Here is a 15,779-nt window from a genome sequence, read left to right on the forward strand (position 1 = left end):
CCTATGGCGCGCAAGACACGCGCGCCGCGGCCCGGCGCTGCGTTTCACGCTCGCCCACGCGCTCTTCTGCGCGGCTCTCGTCATGCTGCTGTACGGTCTGAATGCGCACGCGGCCGCGCCGGGCATCACGGGGACGAGCTTCGATCTCAGCGCCGAGGCCAGCCGCATCAGCCAGCCTGACGGAACGAGCGTCTACGCGTGGGGCTACGGCTGCCGCACTGCGCCGTCGGGCTTTTCTCCTGCCAGCATTCCCGGCGCAACCTGTCCGAGCATGCAGGTGCCAGGGCCGACGCTGATCGTGAAGCAGGGCGACGTCGTCACCGTCACGCTGACGAACAATCTGCCCGAAGCAGCGGGCAACACGTCGATCCTGTTTCCCGGCTTCCAGGTCTGCGCCGCCGCGCTCAACACGGACGGCACGTGTCCGACGGCGCTCACGGGCGTGCCCGGCCTGCTCACGCGCGAAGCGACGCACGGCAACAGCGTGACGTACAGCTTCATCGCTTCGACTCCGGGCACGCATGCGTATTACAGCGGCACGCAAGGCGATCTGCAGGTGGAGATGGGCCTGTCGGGCGCGATCATCGTGCTGCCTACTTCGGCACCCGGCGCGCTTGCCGTGCCGGCGGGCTGCCGCGCCGTGCAGGCGACGCTGCCCGACGGCCAGCCCGACTTCCGCAATGCGGCTGCCGCATACAACCATCCGTCGACCTGCTACGACCGCGAGTACCTGTTCCAGTTCTCGGAGATGGACCTGCGCATCCATACGCAGGCGGAACAGGAAGCGAGCAAGACGTGCTCGCTGCCGACGGGCTGCATGTCCGTCGAGACCGAGCCGTATCACCCCGCGTATTTCATGATCAACGGCCGCTCGATGCCCGACGACATGGACCCCAACTACGCGCAGCAGTATCCGCATCAGCCGTACAACGGCAATCCGCACATGCATCCGGGCGAACTCGTGCTGTTGCGCGTGATCGGCTCGGGCCGCTGGCAGCATCCGTTCCACGAGCACGGCAACCACGTGCGCGTGCTCGCGCGCGACGGCAATCTGCTGCTGAGCAAGACGGACGCGACGAAGCTCGCGGGGCCGCTGCTCTTCACGACGACCACGACGCCCGGTCTCGCATTGGACGGCATCTTTTACTGGACGGGCAAGGGGCTGAACTGGGACGTCTACGGCCATACGGCGGGCGACGGCAGCGTCTGCGTTCCCGATGCGAACGGCTACTACACCGTCAACAGCAATCCGCCCGCGCCGGCGAATGCGCCGAACTACTACGAGTGGTGCGCCGATCACGACAAGCCCCTCGAAGCGCATCCGTTCGGCAATGTCGGCAGCGGCGGCCCCGTGACGTTGCCCGATGCGCGCGTGCTGACGAACGGCCCGTGGTACGGCGGCAGTCCGTATCTCGGCCCCGACGCGACGATCCGCGCGACGTCGTTCACGGGCACGACGCCGCCGAGCGGCACGATCGCGAATCCGCCCACGTCAGAAGCCGGATTCGCCTACATGTGGCATTCGCACAATGAGCGCGAGATCACCACGAACAACATCTTCCCTGGCGGAATGATGATGATGATGCTCGTCGATCCGCAGGCGTTCACGATCAACGAAGGCAATTAGAGAGACGGGGAGAATCGCGATGAGATCCAGCGATTTCAACAGAACGCTTGCCGGCCTCGTGAAGTGTGCCGCGGCGGCAGCGCTGATGACGGCGAGCGCGATGGTCTGCGCGCAAAGCGTGACCCTCACGGCAAAGTCCCAGACGATTGCGCTTCCCGATGGACAGGTCGTGCCGATGTGGGGCTACGGCTGCTCGATGCCGGCCGTTGCGCCTGCAACCTGCGCGGCGACGAATCCGGGCGCGGGCGCGAACTGGTCGCCCGTCGTGATCACGACGCCGCCCGGCTCGCTCACGATCAACCTCGTGAACGCTCTGCCGGGCAAGGTGCCGACTTCGCTTGTGATCGTCGGCCAGCTGGGCGGCGGTCTCGGCACCACGGCCACGTCGACGCCGAGCCCCGTTCACCCGACGCAGACGGCCACGACCTGGCCCATTGCCGGCACGGCCAGCGGAGCGAGCTTCACGCCGCCCGCGCAAGCGCCGCGCGTGCAGTCCTTCGCGACTGAAGTGAAGCAGTCGCCTACGGCCGTAGGCAGTGCGACGGCGCTGACCTGGAACAACCTGCGCCCCGGCACCTATCTGATCGAATCGGGCACGCACCCGTCGATCCAGGGGCCGATGGGTCTCTATGGCGTGCTCGTCGTCACGACGCCGCCCACGGCGGGCTCGTCACAGGGAACGGCCTATCCGAACATCAAATACGATGCGGACCTGCCGCTCGTGCTGAGCGAGATCGACCCCGTGCAGAACCAGGCCGTGGCGACGGCCGTCGCCACGCCGGGCTTCAGCGAGACGCGCGTGTGGTCCGGGCTGTCGGGCGGCTGCGGCGATCCCGCGTCGTCGACTTACGGCACGTGCTATCCGCCTGCCGTGAACTACGATCCGCGCTACTACCTGATCAACGGCGTCGCGTTCGACCGGTCGAATGCGAATGGCTCCGCGTTTCCGGTCACGGCACCCGCGTCGACTAGCACGACGACAGGCCAGATCCTGCTGCGCTTCGTGAACGCCGGCCTGCGCATGCACGTGCCGTCCGTCGTCGGCGCGCAAACGGGCACGCCGCCCGTGTCCGGCTTCTCGCTGATCGCGGAAGACGGCAACGTGCTGCCGGGCAACGCGCGCGTGCAGAGCGCGGTGTTCATACCCGCCGGCAAGACCTACGACATCATGATGAACTCGCCCGCGACGGGCGCGCTGGCGCTGCCCGTATTCGACCGGCAGTTGAGCCTGTCGACCAACAACCAGCGCGACGGCGGCATGCAGGGCTATATCAGCGTGAACGGCGGCGCGGTGCCGACATCGGCGGCGGGCAATGCGAACGCGAAGGCGAACCCGGACTCGTACTACCTCGTCGCGGGCAATACGCTGACCGTCTCCGATCCTGGGAAAGGCCTGATCGCAAACGACGTGGGCGTCTACGGCGTGCAGATCAAGACGCAGCCGACGGGCGGCACGCTGACGCTGAACCCCAACGGCACGTTTACCTACGTGCCGAACACGAACACGACTTCGGACAGCTTCGTCTATCAGGCCAACGGCAATCCTGCATTGACGGCCACCGTGACGCTCAACGCGTGCTCGGGGAGCCAGAGCTGCCAGTCGGGGCCGCCTGTTGCATCGGATGACGCGTTCAGCAGCAATATCGCGTCGCAGCTGCATGTCGGCGCGCCGGGCGTGCTGGGCAACGACCGCGACCCGGCAGGTCTGCCGCTCACGGCGACGATTGCCGGCAGCGCGTCGGGCGGCACCGTGACGCTGAACAAGGACGGCTCGTTCAACGTCGCGCCGGCGGTCGCGCCCGTCGGCAATGCGACGTCGACGGTCACGTTCCAGTACAAGGCCGTCAATTCGCAGAACACGCCGAGCGCCGCGGCGACCGTCACCGTGACCTTCAAGGGCGGCAGCGGTCTCGTCGTCGCGGTCAAGGACGCGAAGATGGGCACGCCGATCAACGACTACCGCTGGATCATCGAGGAAGACCGCACGTTCCAGATCGATCCCGCGTGCCAGGTGAACTCGTCGACGACGCGGCCCGCGTCGTGCCCGCCGCTGCCTGTTCCGAGCCTCGGCATGAGCTTCCACACGAGCTATATGCCCGTGGTCGCGGCGGGATGCGTGGGAACGGTGTCGTGCGAGTCGGGACAGACCGTGCTCGATCCGCAGACGAACCAGCACGTGCCAGCCGTATGCGACGTCGGCAACGGCGTGTGCCGCACGGATGCCGCCCAGCAGACGCCTGTCGATCCGTCGCAGGTCGCGCTCGATCCGACGAAGCACTACTACCTGTCGATCCTGCCCGGCGACGCCGGCAACACCTTCACGGCCGGCGCGGGCGCGCCGCAGCCCGTGAACCCGAAGAATCCCGACGGCCCGCAGCGGCAGTTCGATATCGCGAAGGATTGCCCGTCGGGTCCGGGCGGCGCAGACTTCGCGCCCGGCACGGGCACCTGCGGACACGCGATGGGCGGCGCGCAGATCGCGCCCGCGCAGCATGCCGTCAACGTGCTGTTGCAGCAGACGCCGTTGCAGACCGCGAAGATCTCGGTGTTCGTATTCGAAGACGATGCGCCCGTGAATGGCGAAGTCGACGTGAGCGGCGGCACCGATGCATTCGGCACCGCGCGCGAGCCGGGCCTCGGCGGCTTCGAAATCAAGCTCTTCGACGACGCGGGCGGCACGGGCGATTCGACGGGCCAGATGACCTACGACATGTTCAACATGCCGCTGTCGAATTCGCTGCAAGGCACGATCGATCCGAGCACGGGCCTCGACGCCTGTCCGATCACGAAGGCTGCGAGCGACGGCCTCGTCGGCATGATCCCGACCTGCCCGAAGTTCGAATCGGATGGCAAGACGATGTCGCCGCTCGTGGGCCAGGCGGTCATCGCGAACCTGATGCCGGGACGCTATGGCGTCGTCGCGACGCCGGCTGCCGATCGCATCGCGAAGGGCGAGGAGTGGCTGCAGACCAATACGCTCGACGGCCAGAAGGCGCACGACGCGTTCATCAAGGTGGGCGGTCCCGCGTACTTCCAGGAGTTCGGTCCGGCGGGCTTCCACGTGACGATCGGCTTTGCCAATCCGAAGATCATCAACGCGCGGCTGCCGGGTATCTGCAACGGCGTGGCGTGCAACAACGGCATCAAGGGCAAGATCACGAATCTGCACTACAGCCGTCCGCCCAACGAAAACCTCTACAGCAGCGGCTCGCGCGATTCGCTGGGCTTCACGCAGTGCTACGTGAGCGTCGGCGATCCCGATCTCGAAGACGTCGCGTTCACGAAGTGCAACGCGGACGGCACGTTCAGCATCAATGGCCTGCCGGACGGTCTGTTCCGCATCACGGTGTTCGACCAGTGGAACGACCAGATCGTCGATGGCCTCGCGACGGCCGTGCAACTGAAGGGCGGACAGGTGCAGAACGTCGGCGACCTGCCCGTGCTGCAATGGCATACGAACCTCTATACGCGTACCTTCATCGATACGAACGGCGACGGCGTTTCGCAGGATAGCGAGCCCGGCCTCGCGCTCGTGCCGACCAACATCCGCTTCCGCGACGGCAGCTATTCGAACTTCAACAACACGGATCTGAACGGCTACGCGTCGTTCAACGAAGTGTTCCCGCTCTTCAACTGGTACATCGCCGAGGCCGACACGACGCGCTACAAGCAGACGGGCGTGCATGTCGTCTACGACTCGGGCGGACCGCCCGACGGCACGCCTGGCGGCGGCAGCTCGTCGATCGCGGCGAACTTCGCGAACACGCAGGAATCGTCGACGTCGCATCTGCCGTCTGACCTGCGCGTGCCGGGCGCGATCTACTGCAACGACGCGGACTGCAACGACCGCTCGGGCACGAACCCGTCGACGGGCCGCATCGATCCGCCGTGGGTCACGACGATGGGCTGGCAGGGCTTCTCGGGCCAGAATTCGTTTATCGAGTTCGGCAAGGCGCCGTTCGGCGCGAACGAGAACGGCGGCATTCATGGCGAAGTGATCTATGCATCGACGCGTCCGTTCGACGATCCCGCTCTGCTGCTGCACACGAGCTGGACGCCCAACGTGCCGAACGTGACCGTCAATCTGTACGCGGAGGGCACGGCGCCGGACGGCACGCAAAGCCTGACGCTGGTCGATACGACGAAGACGAGCAGCTGGGACGACTGGGCTCAGGGCTTCCGTTCGGACGGCAAGCCGAACATGAACTGCCCGGGCCAGGAAACCACCGATCCGTTCTTCTTCACGCTCAAAAACAGCCCGCAATGGCTCGATCCGCAGAAGCGCCCGCTGCCTTATAACTCGCAGTTCAAGTGCTATGACGGCATGCACGCGTTCAACCAGTTGCAGCCCGCGCCGTATGACGGGATGTACCAGTTCCCGAGCGTGACGGGACGCGACGTGTCGAAAGGCACGCCGACGGGCTCGAACTGCACGATCTGCAGCAAGCAGGCCGACGGCTCGTACATGCTGCCTCCCGGCAAGTATGTGGTCGAGATCATCGTCCCGCCGGGCTACGAGCTCGTGAAGGAAGAAGACAAGAACATCCTGATCGGCGACAACTATATCGCGCCCGTCACGCAGCAGTTCGGCGGGCTGGGCAACATCTTCATCCTGCCCGACCAGGCGGCCGTGAACTCGGCGTACAACCGCAACAACGCGCAGAACCCGACTACCGATCTCGGCTCGTCGCCGCGTCATGAAGGCGACACGGGCAGCGTCGAGACGTTCTGGCCGTGCGTCGGCGCGCTGCGCGTCGTGCCGGATTTCATCAGCCTGTTCCCCGGCTCGCAGGAAGTCGCGCCGTTCGCGGGCGCATCGCGGCACCTGTGCGACCGCAAGGAAGTCGTGCTGACAGACCAGATGTCGGTGCTCGCGAAGTTCTGGGTGTTCAGTTCGACGCACGTGGCCGCGCACTACACGGGCTTCATGCTCGACGACTTCTCGTCGGAGTTCGATCCCTACTCGCCGCAATTCGGCGAGAAGTTCGCGGTGCCCAACGTGCCCGTCTCGCTGAAGGACTTCGCGGGCAACGAAGTGAGCCGCGTGTACTCGGATCAGTGGGGCATCTTCAACGGGATGAACTACTCGACGTGGGAAGTGAACCCGCCGAACCCGACGGGCTACGCGCCGACGATGATGGTCGCCTGCATGAACGATCCCGACATGCCGGACCCCGCGCATCCGGGGCAGACGATCCGCGATCCGCTGTTCAACCCCGCATACAGCCAGTTCTGCTACGAGATACCGTTCATGCCAGGCCAGACGCAATACATGGATACGCCCGTCGTGCCCGTGTCCGCGTTCGCGGACGGCTACAACCCGCCCGATTGCGCGTACCCCGATGCGACGCCCGCGATCTCGTCGGTGACGGGTGACACGAGCAACGGCGGTGCCGGTCCGTGGGTGAGCGCGGCCAACCATACGCTGACGATCAAGGCGCTCGGCGACCAGCAGGTGCTGAACCACGCGTATGGCGGTCCCGCCGCCACCACGGCGCCGTACAACCAGAAGTTCGTCACGCGGCACTATGGCTTCGGCACGCAGCAGGGCACTGGGTCGGTAACGATCGGCGGCGTGAATGCGCCTGTGACGTCGTGGTCGGATACGCAGATCGTCGTCAGGGTACCGACGCTGTCCGCGAACCAGTCGAGCTGCACGATCCAGCAGCGCGGCATCAACACGCAGACGCGCTGCGGCGAACTGGTCATCACGTCGGGCAACGGCAAGAAGTCGATCGATGCCGTCACGGTCACGATCGGCGGCAAGGCGCCGGCCTATGTCGGCGGCGAGAACGGCACGAGCAACGCGATCCAGACGGCCATCGACAAGGCGACGCCCGGCGATCTCATCATCGTCGGTCCAGGCAACTACAACGAGATGCTGCTGATGTGGAAGCCGGTGCGCCTGCAAGGCGTCGGCGCGCCCAGCGTGGTCGTGAACGCGAACACGCATCCGTCGGGCAAGCTCGATCCGTGGCGCAGACAGGTCGACTGCCTGTTCGGCGTGGCGCTCAACGGCGGCACGATCTCGTCGAGCAATCCGTACGATCCGTCGGGAACGTATTCGTGCTCCGCCGCGATGCAACGCCAGGTGGACGCGATTCCGCTGGAGCCGACGGTCGGCTGGGACAACACGCTCAACGGCAATCTCGGCGAGCTGCTGATGGAGCCGACGCTGATGGGCGCGTATGAAGGCGCGGGCATCACGGTGCTCGCGAAGGGCGTGCGCGACGTGCGCGTGGGCGGCCGGTTGCAGGCCGATCCGAACTGCACGGCGAACGGCGTCTGCGTGCCGCTCACGGCCAGCAACGCGGATTGCAACACGTATTCGAGCAACTTCCTGTGCAATCCGTCGCGCGTGGACGGCATCACGTTCACCAACAGCTCGCAGGGCGGCGGCGGCATCTTCCTGCACGGCTGGAACCACTATACGGAGGTGTCGAACAACCGCGTCTTCAGCAATGCGGGCACGCTGACGGGCGGGATCACGGTCGGCCAGGTCGAAGTGCCCGACGGCACGATCGCCAGCGATGGCTTCACGCAGGAGCCGTTCGCGTACAACACGCATGTCAACGTCCACCATAACTCGGTGACGTCGAATGCGTCGTACGGCGACGAGATCAACTCGACGACGCCTTCGTCGGCTGCGGGCGTCACGTTCTGCTCGGGCGCGGACAACTATCACTTCAACTACAACTGGGTCTGCGGCAACATGAGCAGCGGCGATGGCGGCGGTGTCGCGCACTTCGGCTTCAGCTACAACGGCGACCTGTCGCACAACTGGATCCTGTTCAACCAGAGCAACAACCCGACACTGCCGACTTACGGCGGCGGCGTGATCGCCCAGGGCGTGCCGCCCGACGGCACGTTCTGCGAGAACAACCCGGTCGATATCGACTGCGCGCCGCAGCTTTCGGACGGCGTCGGGCCGGGGCTCGTGATCGACGGCAACCTGATCGTCGGCAACACGGCCGAAAGCGGCAAGGGCGGCGGCCTGCGGCTGCAGAGCATCAACGGCACGGACGTGCAGCGCAGCCCGCGCAACCGCAACCGCTGGTACGAAGTGAGCGTGATCAACAACATCATCGCCAACAACGTGGCGGGCTGGTCGGGCGGCGGCGTGTCGTTGCAGGACGCCGTGCGGGTGAACTTCATCAACAACACGGTGATGTCGAACGACTCGACGGCTTCCGCCGGCGTGCTGTTCAACACTTCGCTGGCCGCGCAGGCGAACATCCCGCCGCCGAACTGCACGACGGTCGGCTCGGAAACGACGTGCAGCCCGATCACCACGTCGACGATGCAGCCGTCCGGCCTCGAGACCGCGAAGCACACGCAGAACTTCCTGACGGCGTTCTCGGCGGGCAATGCGGGCTGTCCGGGCGTGCAGGACTGCAGCCACTTCTCGATTCCCGTGCTGAACAACGATGTGTTCTGGAAGAACCGCACGTTCTACATCACCGTGGGCGGGCTGAATCCGAACATCCCGGGCTTGCAGAACATCGTCACGCTGAACCCGACGCTGAACCAGGCGGGACATCAGACGGGCTACTGCGATCCGAATGCCGTGTACTGGGATATCGGAGCCTATGGCGATACGAAGCCGGCGGATCACTCGTCGGGCGTGAAGCTCGCGCCGCAGTACTCGATCATCACGGACGCAGGCGACTATTCGGGCGCGCACAACAGCGGAGCGGACCCGAACGTCGTGAGCATGTACTGCAACGGCGCACGCGTGCCGCCCGAAGGCGGAGGCAACGGCTTCGCGGTGCCGCCCGGCATTGCCGACACCGTGCTGCCCAATCCGCTGTTCGGCCTGCTGCCGTCGGCGACGCCGGATGAAGGCAACCAGTGGATCAACATGTCATACGGGCCGCTGTCGCTCTTCAACATGACGTTGGGTTCAGGCAGCACGGGCTATGGCGTGCCGCTCGGCAACTACTCGATCAAGACGGGGTCGCCCGCCGTCAATGCGGGCACGAACGCCGGTGCGCCGAATCACGACTTCTTCGGCACGCAGCGTCCGCAGAGCGGCGGCTACGACATCGGCGCGGTGGAGCTGCCACGCACGGGGCTCTTCGCAGGCGGCAACCTGCCGTTCGCGCCGGGCGCGCTGCTCGATCTGCTCAACCAGGTCCTGGGCGGCGGCGCGACGGGAACGGGCGGGCCGCAGGCGAACGCGACCACGGGAGTCGTGCAATGAGACGCGCGGCGAGAACGGCCGCGGCCGCGTGGCTCTGCTGTGCCGCATTGCCGGGGATGCCGGCAGCGGCGCAGCAGACTCAGCCAGTGCAACCGGCGCAACCAGCTCAGCCGGTGCAAGCGGCGGCGCAGCGGGTGCAGCAGGTGGCCATGCACGGTGGCGGCGGCCAGCACGCGTCGCACTACGTGCCAATGAAGCTGCCGGGTCACGCGCGCGCGTTCTATCAATCGGTGCGCGGGATCGACAACATGAGCGTGCGGCGCACGGCGTCGGGCAATCTGCTGCGCTTCAGCTATCGCGTGACGGACCCGGCGCTCGCGAAGCTGCTCGGCGACAAGGGCTCGACGCCTTATCTCTACGGCGAGGCCAATCATGTGCTGCTCGAAGTCCCCGTGATGGACAACATCGGCCAGTTGCGGCAGACGGGCACGCTTCAGATCGGCCAGGAATACTGGATGGTGTTTTCGAACAAGGGCAATCTGGTGAAGGCGGGGGACCGCGTTCACGTGCTGATCGGTTCGTTTCATATCGACGGGCTGGTCGTCGAATAGGCACGGCGCGGGCGCGGCACGACATTGAGGAGATCGACATGACTCGGGGCATTCTGATGGCGGTTTGCACGACGGGCGCGATAGCGGCGAGCGCGGTCTCGCACGTCGCGCTGGCGGCGGGTGGCGGCGGCATGAGCGCCGCGCAGGTCGTCGAGCGCAATGTGGCCGCGCGCGGCGGATTGCAGGCTTGGCGTGCCGTCAGCACGATGACGATGAGCGGACAGATCGACGTCGGCGGCAAGAAGCCGGTCAAGCTGCCGTTCGTCATGACGATGAAGCGGCCTCACAAGAGCCGCTTCGAACTGAACTTCGACAATCAGATCGCGTTCCAGGTCTACGACGGCATGCAGGGCTGGAAGGTGCGGCCGTTCCTCGGCCGCAATGTCGCGGAGCCGTATACGGCTGCCGAAGCGAAATCGGCGACGGAGACGGCGGACCTCGACGGCCCGTTGATCGACTATGCGGCGAAGGGCAGCCAGGTCACGTTGCAGGGCATGGACACGATCGAAGGACACCGCGCCTACAAGCTGCTGCTGACGACGAAAGATCACGCGCAACGGCATGTGTGGATCGACGCGTCGAGCTATCTGGAGCTGAAGATCGATGGCGATCCGCGCAAGCTCGACGGCCGGATGCACGCCGTTGCCGTCTACTATCGCGACTACCGTCGCGAGAACGGACTGATGGTGCCGCATCTGCTGGAGACGCAGGTGACGGGCGTAAAGCAGAAGCATCAGATGACGATCGAGCGTGTCACCGTGAACCAGCCCGCCGACGATGCGCTCTTCGCGAAGCCGCAATTGCCCGCGCAGCCGCAGTCCGCGCCCGCGAAGGTCGCAGGCAGATGACGTCGCGCATTCGAGGGGGCACGATCATGAAACGCTTCACGTCATGGCTGCTGGCGGGCTGTGTGTCCGCGCTCGCATGGGCGCAGATGCCCGCCGCCGAGCAGATGCTCACGGTCGACGAGATCATCGCGAAGAACGCGGCCGCGCGTGGCGGCGACGAAGCCTGGCGCAAGGTTCGCACGATGATCTGGATGGGACACGTCGAAAGCGCCAATGCGCCGAATCCGAACGCGCCGTTCATGCTCGCGATGCGGCGGCCGAGCAGCACGCGCTTCGAGATCACGGCGATGAACCAGCGCATCGTGCGCATATTCGACGGCAAGGAAGGCTGGAAGATACGGCCGTCATCGGGCGGCGCGCCGGATGTGCAGCCTTATACGCCGGTCGAAATCCGCTATGCACGCGACGAACAGGTGATCGACGGGCCGTTGCTCGATCATACGGCGAAGGGCATAGCGGTCGCGCTTGACGGCATGGATGCCGTCGAAGGGAAGAACGCTTACCGGCTTGTCGTGACCTTGCCTTCGGGCGCGCATCGGCATGTGTGGGTCGATGCCGCATCGTTTCTCGATATCAAATACGATCGCGAAGCACCGGGCCTGTCGCGCGCGCCTGTCACGATCGAAGTGACGTATCGCGACTATCGCGCAGTGGACGGCTTGCAGGTGCCGTTCGTGATCGAAAGCGGCGTGACGGGCGCGGCGAAAAAAGACAGGCTCGTGCTGGAGCGGGTCTCGATGAATCCGCCGCTCGAAGACGCGATGTTCATCAAGCCCGCGTTGCCGGGGCGGCGCGCATCGGTGGCCGTGGGCGTGAGCGGCATGCCGGCGCTGCGTCCCGTGCCTTAGCCATGACGCGCGGTCTTATCGCGAGAGCGGAAGCGCTGCCGCTGCGCTTGCTGCGGTTGCTGCTATCGGGCGCGCTCGCCGCCGGCCTGCTGATGTGCGCGCATCACGCTCGCAGCGCGCCGCCCGTCGACATTGGCGGGGCGATCTTTCGCGACGGCATCGCAGGCGATGGCCAACCCGTCGAGGCGACGCATCAAGGGCAAGTTGCGATGCGGGGCGCGACGGCGGCCTGCGTGAACTGCCATCGGCGCAGCGGACTTGGTTCGAAGGAGGGCAACACGACGATCCCGCCCATCGCCGCGCAGTATCTGTTTCATCCGCCCGCGCAGAGCGCGGACGAACTGACGATACCGTTCATCGACGGCATGCGCACCAGCCGCGAGCCCTATACGGAAGCGACGCTCGCGCGCGCGATCCGCGAGGGCATCGATTCCGAAGGCAAGCCGCTCGGTTATCTGATGCCGCAATTCGCGCTCAACGACGCGGACATGCATGCGCTGATCGATTACCTGAAGACACTCGACAGGCGCAGAGCGCCCGGTGTCACGGACACCGTGCTGCACTTCGCGACGATCGTCACGCCCGACGCCGATCCTGTGAAGCGTCGCGGGATGCTCGATGTCCTCGAGCACTATTTCGCCGACAAGAACGCGGCGCCGCTGGGCGCGACACCCGCGTTGCGCTCGTCGCGCAAGATGATGTTCATGGTCAACCGGCGCTGGGAACTGCACGTGTGGGAACTGCATGGCGCGCCGGATACATGGCAGGCGCAGTTGCACGAATATCTCGCGCGGCAGCCGGTGTTCGCCGTGCTGTCGGGTCTGGGCGGCAGGAACTGGGCGCCCGTTCACGACTTCTGCGAGCGCGAACAGGTGCCGTGCCTGTTTCCGAACGTCGAAGTGCCCGTCGAAGGCGAGCATGACTTCTACTCGATGTATTTCTCGCGCGGCGTGCTGCTCGAAGCGGAACTGATCGCGAGGCGAATACGCGAGCCGACAGGTTCTGCATCCGGGCGTCCCGTCAGGACGGTGATCCAGGTCTATCGGGCGGGCGACAGCGGCGAGGCGGCAGCCCTGGCGCTCGCAGCGGATCTCAGGAAGCAAGGCATGGCCGTCGACAATCGCGCGCTGCCCGCCAATGCGCGCGTCACGACGGCGCTGCACGGCGTGGCGCATGCGGACGCGCTCGTGCTATGGCTCAGACCACCCGACATCGCCGCGCTCGGCAATGCGCCGCCCGCTTCGACGGCCGTGTATCTGTCCGGGCTGATGGGCGGCCTGGACCGCGCGCCGTTGCCTTCGCGCTGGCGAGACAGCGTGCGTGTCGCGTATCCCGTCGATCTGCCGCAAGGACGGCGTGTGCGCGTCGACTACGCGTTCGGCTGGTTCGCGATCCGGCACATTCCCGTCGTCGATGAACGCGTGCAGGCCGACACCTATCTCGCGTGCGGGCTTCTCGCGGAAACGTTGAGCCATATGGTCGATGCGTTCGTGCGGGACTATCTCGTCGAACGCATCGACGACATGCTCGAGCATCGCATTCTCACGGGCTACTATCCGCGCCTGACGCTCGCGCCCGGTCAGCGCTTCGCATCGAAGGGCGGGTATATCGTGCGCTTCGCGCAAGCCGGCCCGCTGCGTGTCGTCGCGGATAGCGACTGGATCGTGCCATAGCGTTCGCGTTGCAGGCCGCCGTTGAGGTCTGCGCTCAACTGCTGGCGGGCAGCATCCGCCGGTATTTTTCGAGCACGCGCGGCACGTAGGCGCGTGTTTCCGGAATCAACGGAATCCGATAACCGGCGCGTATCACCGCGTTTTCCCCGGCGTTGTACGCGGCGAGCGCCAGCTCCATGTCGTCCTTGAACAGATCGAGCAGGAAGCGCAGATAACGTGCGCCCGCGAGCACGTTGTCGCGCGGATTGAACATGTCGCCATCGGAAAAGCGGCGCGCGGTATCGGGCATCAGCTGCATGAGGCCCAGCGCGCCTTTATCGGAAACGGCGCGCGGGTTGTAGCGCGACTCCACGTCTATCACGGCGCGCAACAGTTCGGGCTGCACGTGGAAGGTCTCGCTCGCCTCCGCGATCACGGTTTCGAACTGCGCGCCGTCGACGCGAACGGATGGCGTGTTGCCTCGCTCTTTCGCGCGGCTCGCCGGTGCAGGCGCGGCGACGATCAGCGACATGCCTGCCTTGCCAGGCGTATCCGTCAGCACGACGGCGCCCGTCTTGTCGACCTTGCCGAAGATGTCGGCGTGCGCATGCTGCGCGAGCGCGAAGAACACAACCGCCAGTGCGACGGATGGCGCGGACGCCGGATGAGCTGGTCGTGTCGCTGCATGCCCGCGCATGATCGTTCTCCGCTGGTGCTCTGATTGTGTTGCGCGGTCCAGCGGGCAGCAATGGGGCGAGTCCCCCGTTTTCCGACGCGAAGGCGGAGGGCTTTCACCCACTGTACAGAAACGTTACAGGTGGGCCGGATTTGGCGGACGGCGTGCTTTGCCGGCGTATCGACGAGTGGACGCGAGCACGGAAAGCAAATCGGGCGGCTTGAGCCGGCTTGGGTGGAATCTGCCGATCGACTCACGCTTTCGCGTCGATTCTCTCTTTGGGCCGATTATTACGGAGCGGTGAATCCGGTACGAACGAATCAGAAATGAAACGTTTTCGAGTGCATTTTTTACCGAAACTTGACGTTTCTTAAACAGGCTGACATTGGGACAGGCTGCGCGAAGTTGGCAAGAAGCTTGCTGTTGCTGGGCTAAACACGCAGCAGGACCGAGCTTGAGCGCGAGTTGTTAGGTAAGCGAAATATAGGCGTAATGCGAAAGAAAGTAACAATAGAAAGAAGAAGAATTTTGTGCTCGCTGCTTATAGCCCGCACACTTCGGAAACGAGGAGCCGAACGTGAATATCAAACATCGGGTGATCATCGCAGAGGACCACGACCTGCTGCGCAATGGACTGCGTTCGATGCTATCGGCGCAGGGCGAATACGAAGTGATCGGCGAAGCGCGCGACGGGAAGGAAGCGTGTCAGCTCGCCATGACGCTTGCGCCCGACCTGATTCTGATGGATCTGTCGATGCGCGGCATGAACGGCATCGACGCGACGGCCGCCATCAAACGGCGTTCGCCGCTCGTGCGCATCATCGCGTTGACGGTGCATCAGAGCGAGGAGTACGTGCGCGAAGCGTTGCGCGCGGGCGTCGACGGATATGTGCTGAAGGACGTGTCGTTCGATGAATTGCTCTTCGCGATGCGTACCGTGATGCACGGCAAAAAGCATTTGAGCGCCGACGTCTATGGGTTCATGGTCGACTCGCTCGTGACGGGACGGGAGATCGCCTCGCCGAAGAAAGCGTGGGACCTGCTGACGGCGCGCGAGCGCAGCGTGTTGAAGCTGATTGCGGAAGGCCGGACCAACCGGCAGGTGGGCCAGTATCTGAATCTGAGTCCGAAGACGATCGAGAAGTATCGCGCGAGCGTGATGCACAAGCTCGCTATCGAGAACGTCACGGAACTGGTGCTCGCGGCGATCAGCATGGGACTGCTGACGTCGCTTGCATCGAAATGCGCGGAGCCGGAAACGGAAGACAAGCTGTATCGCCTGCCCGTTGCCGGCGCGCAGGCCGAGAACGAAACGGGCGATGCGCAAAACGGCGCGATGCCGCGCCTGAGCGGCACGGCGGCGGGCTAGTGATG

At 65.2% G+C, this 15,779-nt stretch carries 8 protein-coding genes; 7 read left to right on the forward strand and 1 reads right to left on the reverse strand.

The genetic code is table 11. From position 1 onward, the window contains the following. Nucleotides 1-82: 82 nt before the first annotated feature. From AABE10_RS03515 to AABE10_RS03540, 6 genes are read left to right on the forward strand one after another with little or no spacing between them, the layout of a single operon-like run. Nucleotides 83-1,627, forward strand: a complete 1,545-nt coding sequence (locus tag AABE10_RS03515; protein ID WP_342932250.1) for a multicopper oxidase family protein — start codon at nucleotides 83-85, stop codon at nucleotides 1,625-1,627. Between the two features lie 19 nt (nucleotides 1,628-1,646). After that, entirely contained in the window at nucleotides 1,647-9,830 is an 8,184-nt protein-coding gene (locus AABE10_RS03520; RefSeq protein WP_342931880.1) for an Ig-like domain-containing protein, read from the forward strand. Further along, entirely contained in the window at nucleotides 9,827-10,381 is a 555-nt protein-coding gene (locus AABE10_RS03525; RefSeq protein WP_342931881.1) for a hypothetical protein, read from the forward strand. The genes AABE10_RS03520 and AABE10_RS03525 overlap by 4 nt, the downstream gene beginning before the upstream one ends. A gap of 38 nt (nucleotides 10,382-10,419) precedes the next feature. Further along, entirely contained in the window at nucleotides 10,420-11,229 is an 810-nt protein-coding gene (locus tag AABE10_RS03530) for an outer membrane lipoprotein-sorting protein (protein ID WP_342931882.1), read from the forward strand. A 26-nt stretch (nucleotides 11,230-11,255) separates the two neighbouring features. Further along, complete coding sequence (locus tag AABE10_RS03535; RefSeq protein WP_342931883.1) at nucleotides 11,256-12,077, forward strand: hypothetical protein; 822 nt, start codon at nucleotides 11,256-11,258, stop codon at nucleotides 12,075-12,077. 2 nt (nucleotides 12,078-12,079) lie between these two features. Further along, entirely contained in the window at nucleotides 12,080-13,750 is a 1,671-nt protein-coding gene (locus AABE10_RS03540) for a c-type cytochrome (protein WP_428983255.1), read from the forward strand. A gap of 34 nt (nucleotides 13,751-13,784) precedes the next feature. Here the strand turns inward: AABE10_RS03540 and AABE10_RS03545 are convergent, their stop codons facing one another. Then, nucleotides 13,785-14,426, reverse strand: coding sequence for a lytic transglycosylase domain-containing protein (locus tag AABE10_RS03545; RefSeq protein WP_342931884.1), 642 nt, complete (start codon nucleotides 14,424-14,426; stop codon nucleotides 13,785-13,787). Between the two features lie 556 nt (nucleotides 14,427-14,982). On the opposite strand from AABE10_RS03545, the gene AABE10_RS03550 reads away from it, so the two are divergent. Continuing rightward, nucleotides 14,983-15,774, forward strand: a complete 792-nt coding sequence (locus AABE10_RS03550) for a response regulator transcription factor (protein WP_342931885.1) — start codon at nucleotides 14,983-14,985, stop codon at nucleotides 15,772-15,774. Nucleotides 15,775-15,779: the final 5 nt, after the last annotated feature.

The sequence above is a fragment of the Paraburkholderia diazotrophica genome (genome assembly GCF_038900755.1).
GTDB lineage: Bacteria > Pseudomonadota > Gammaproteobacteria > Burkholderiales > Burkholderiaceae > Paraburkholderia > Paraburkholderia diazotrophica_A.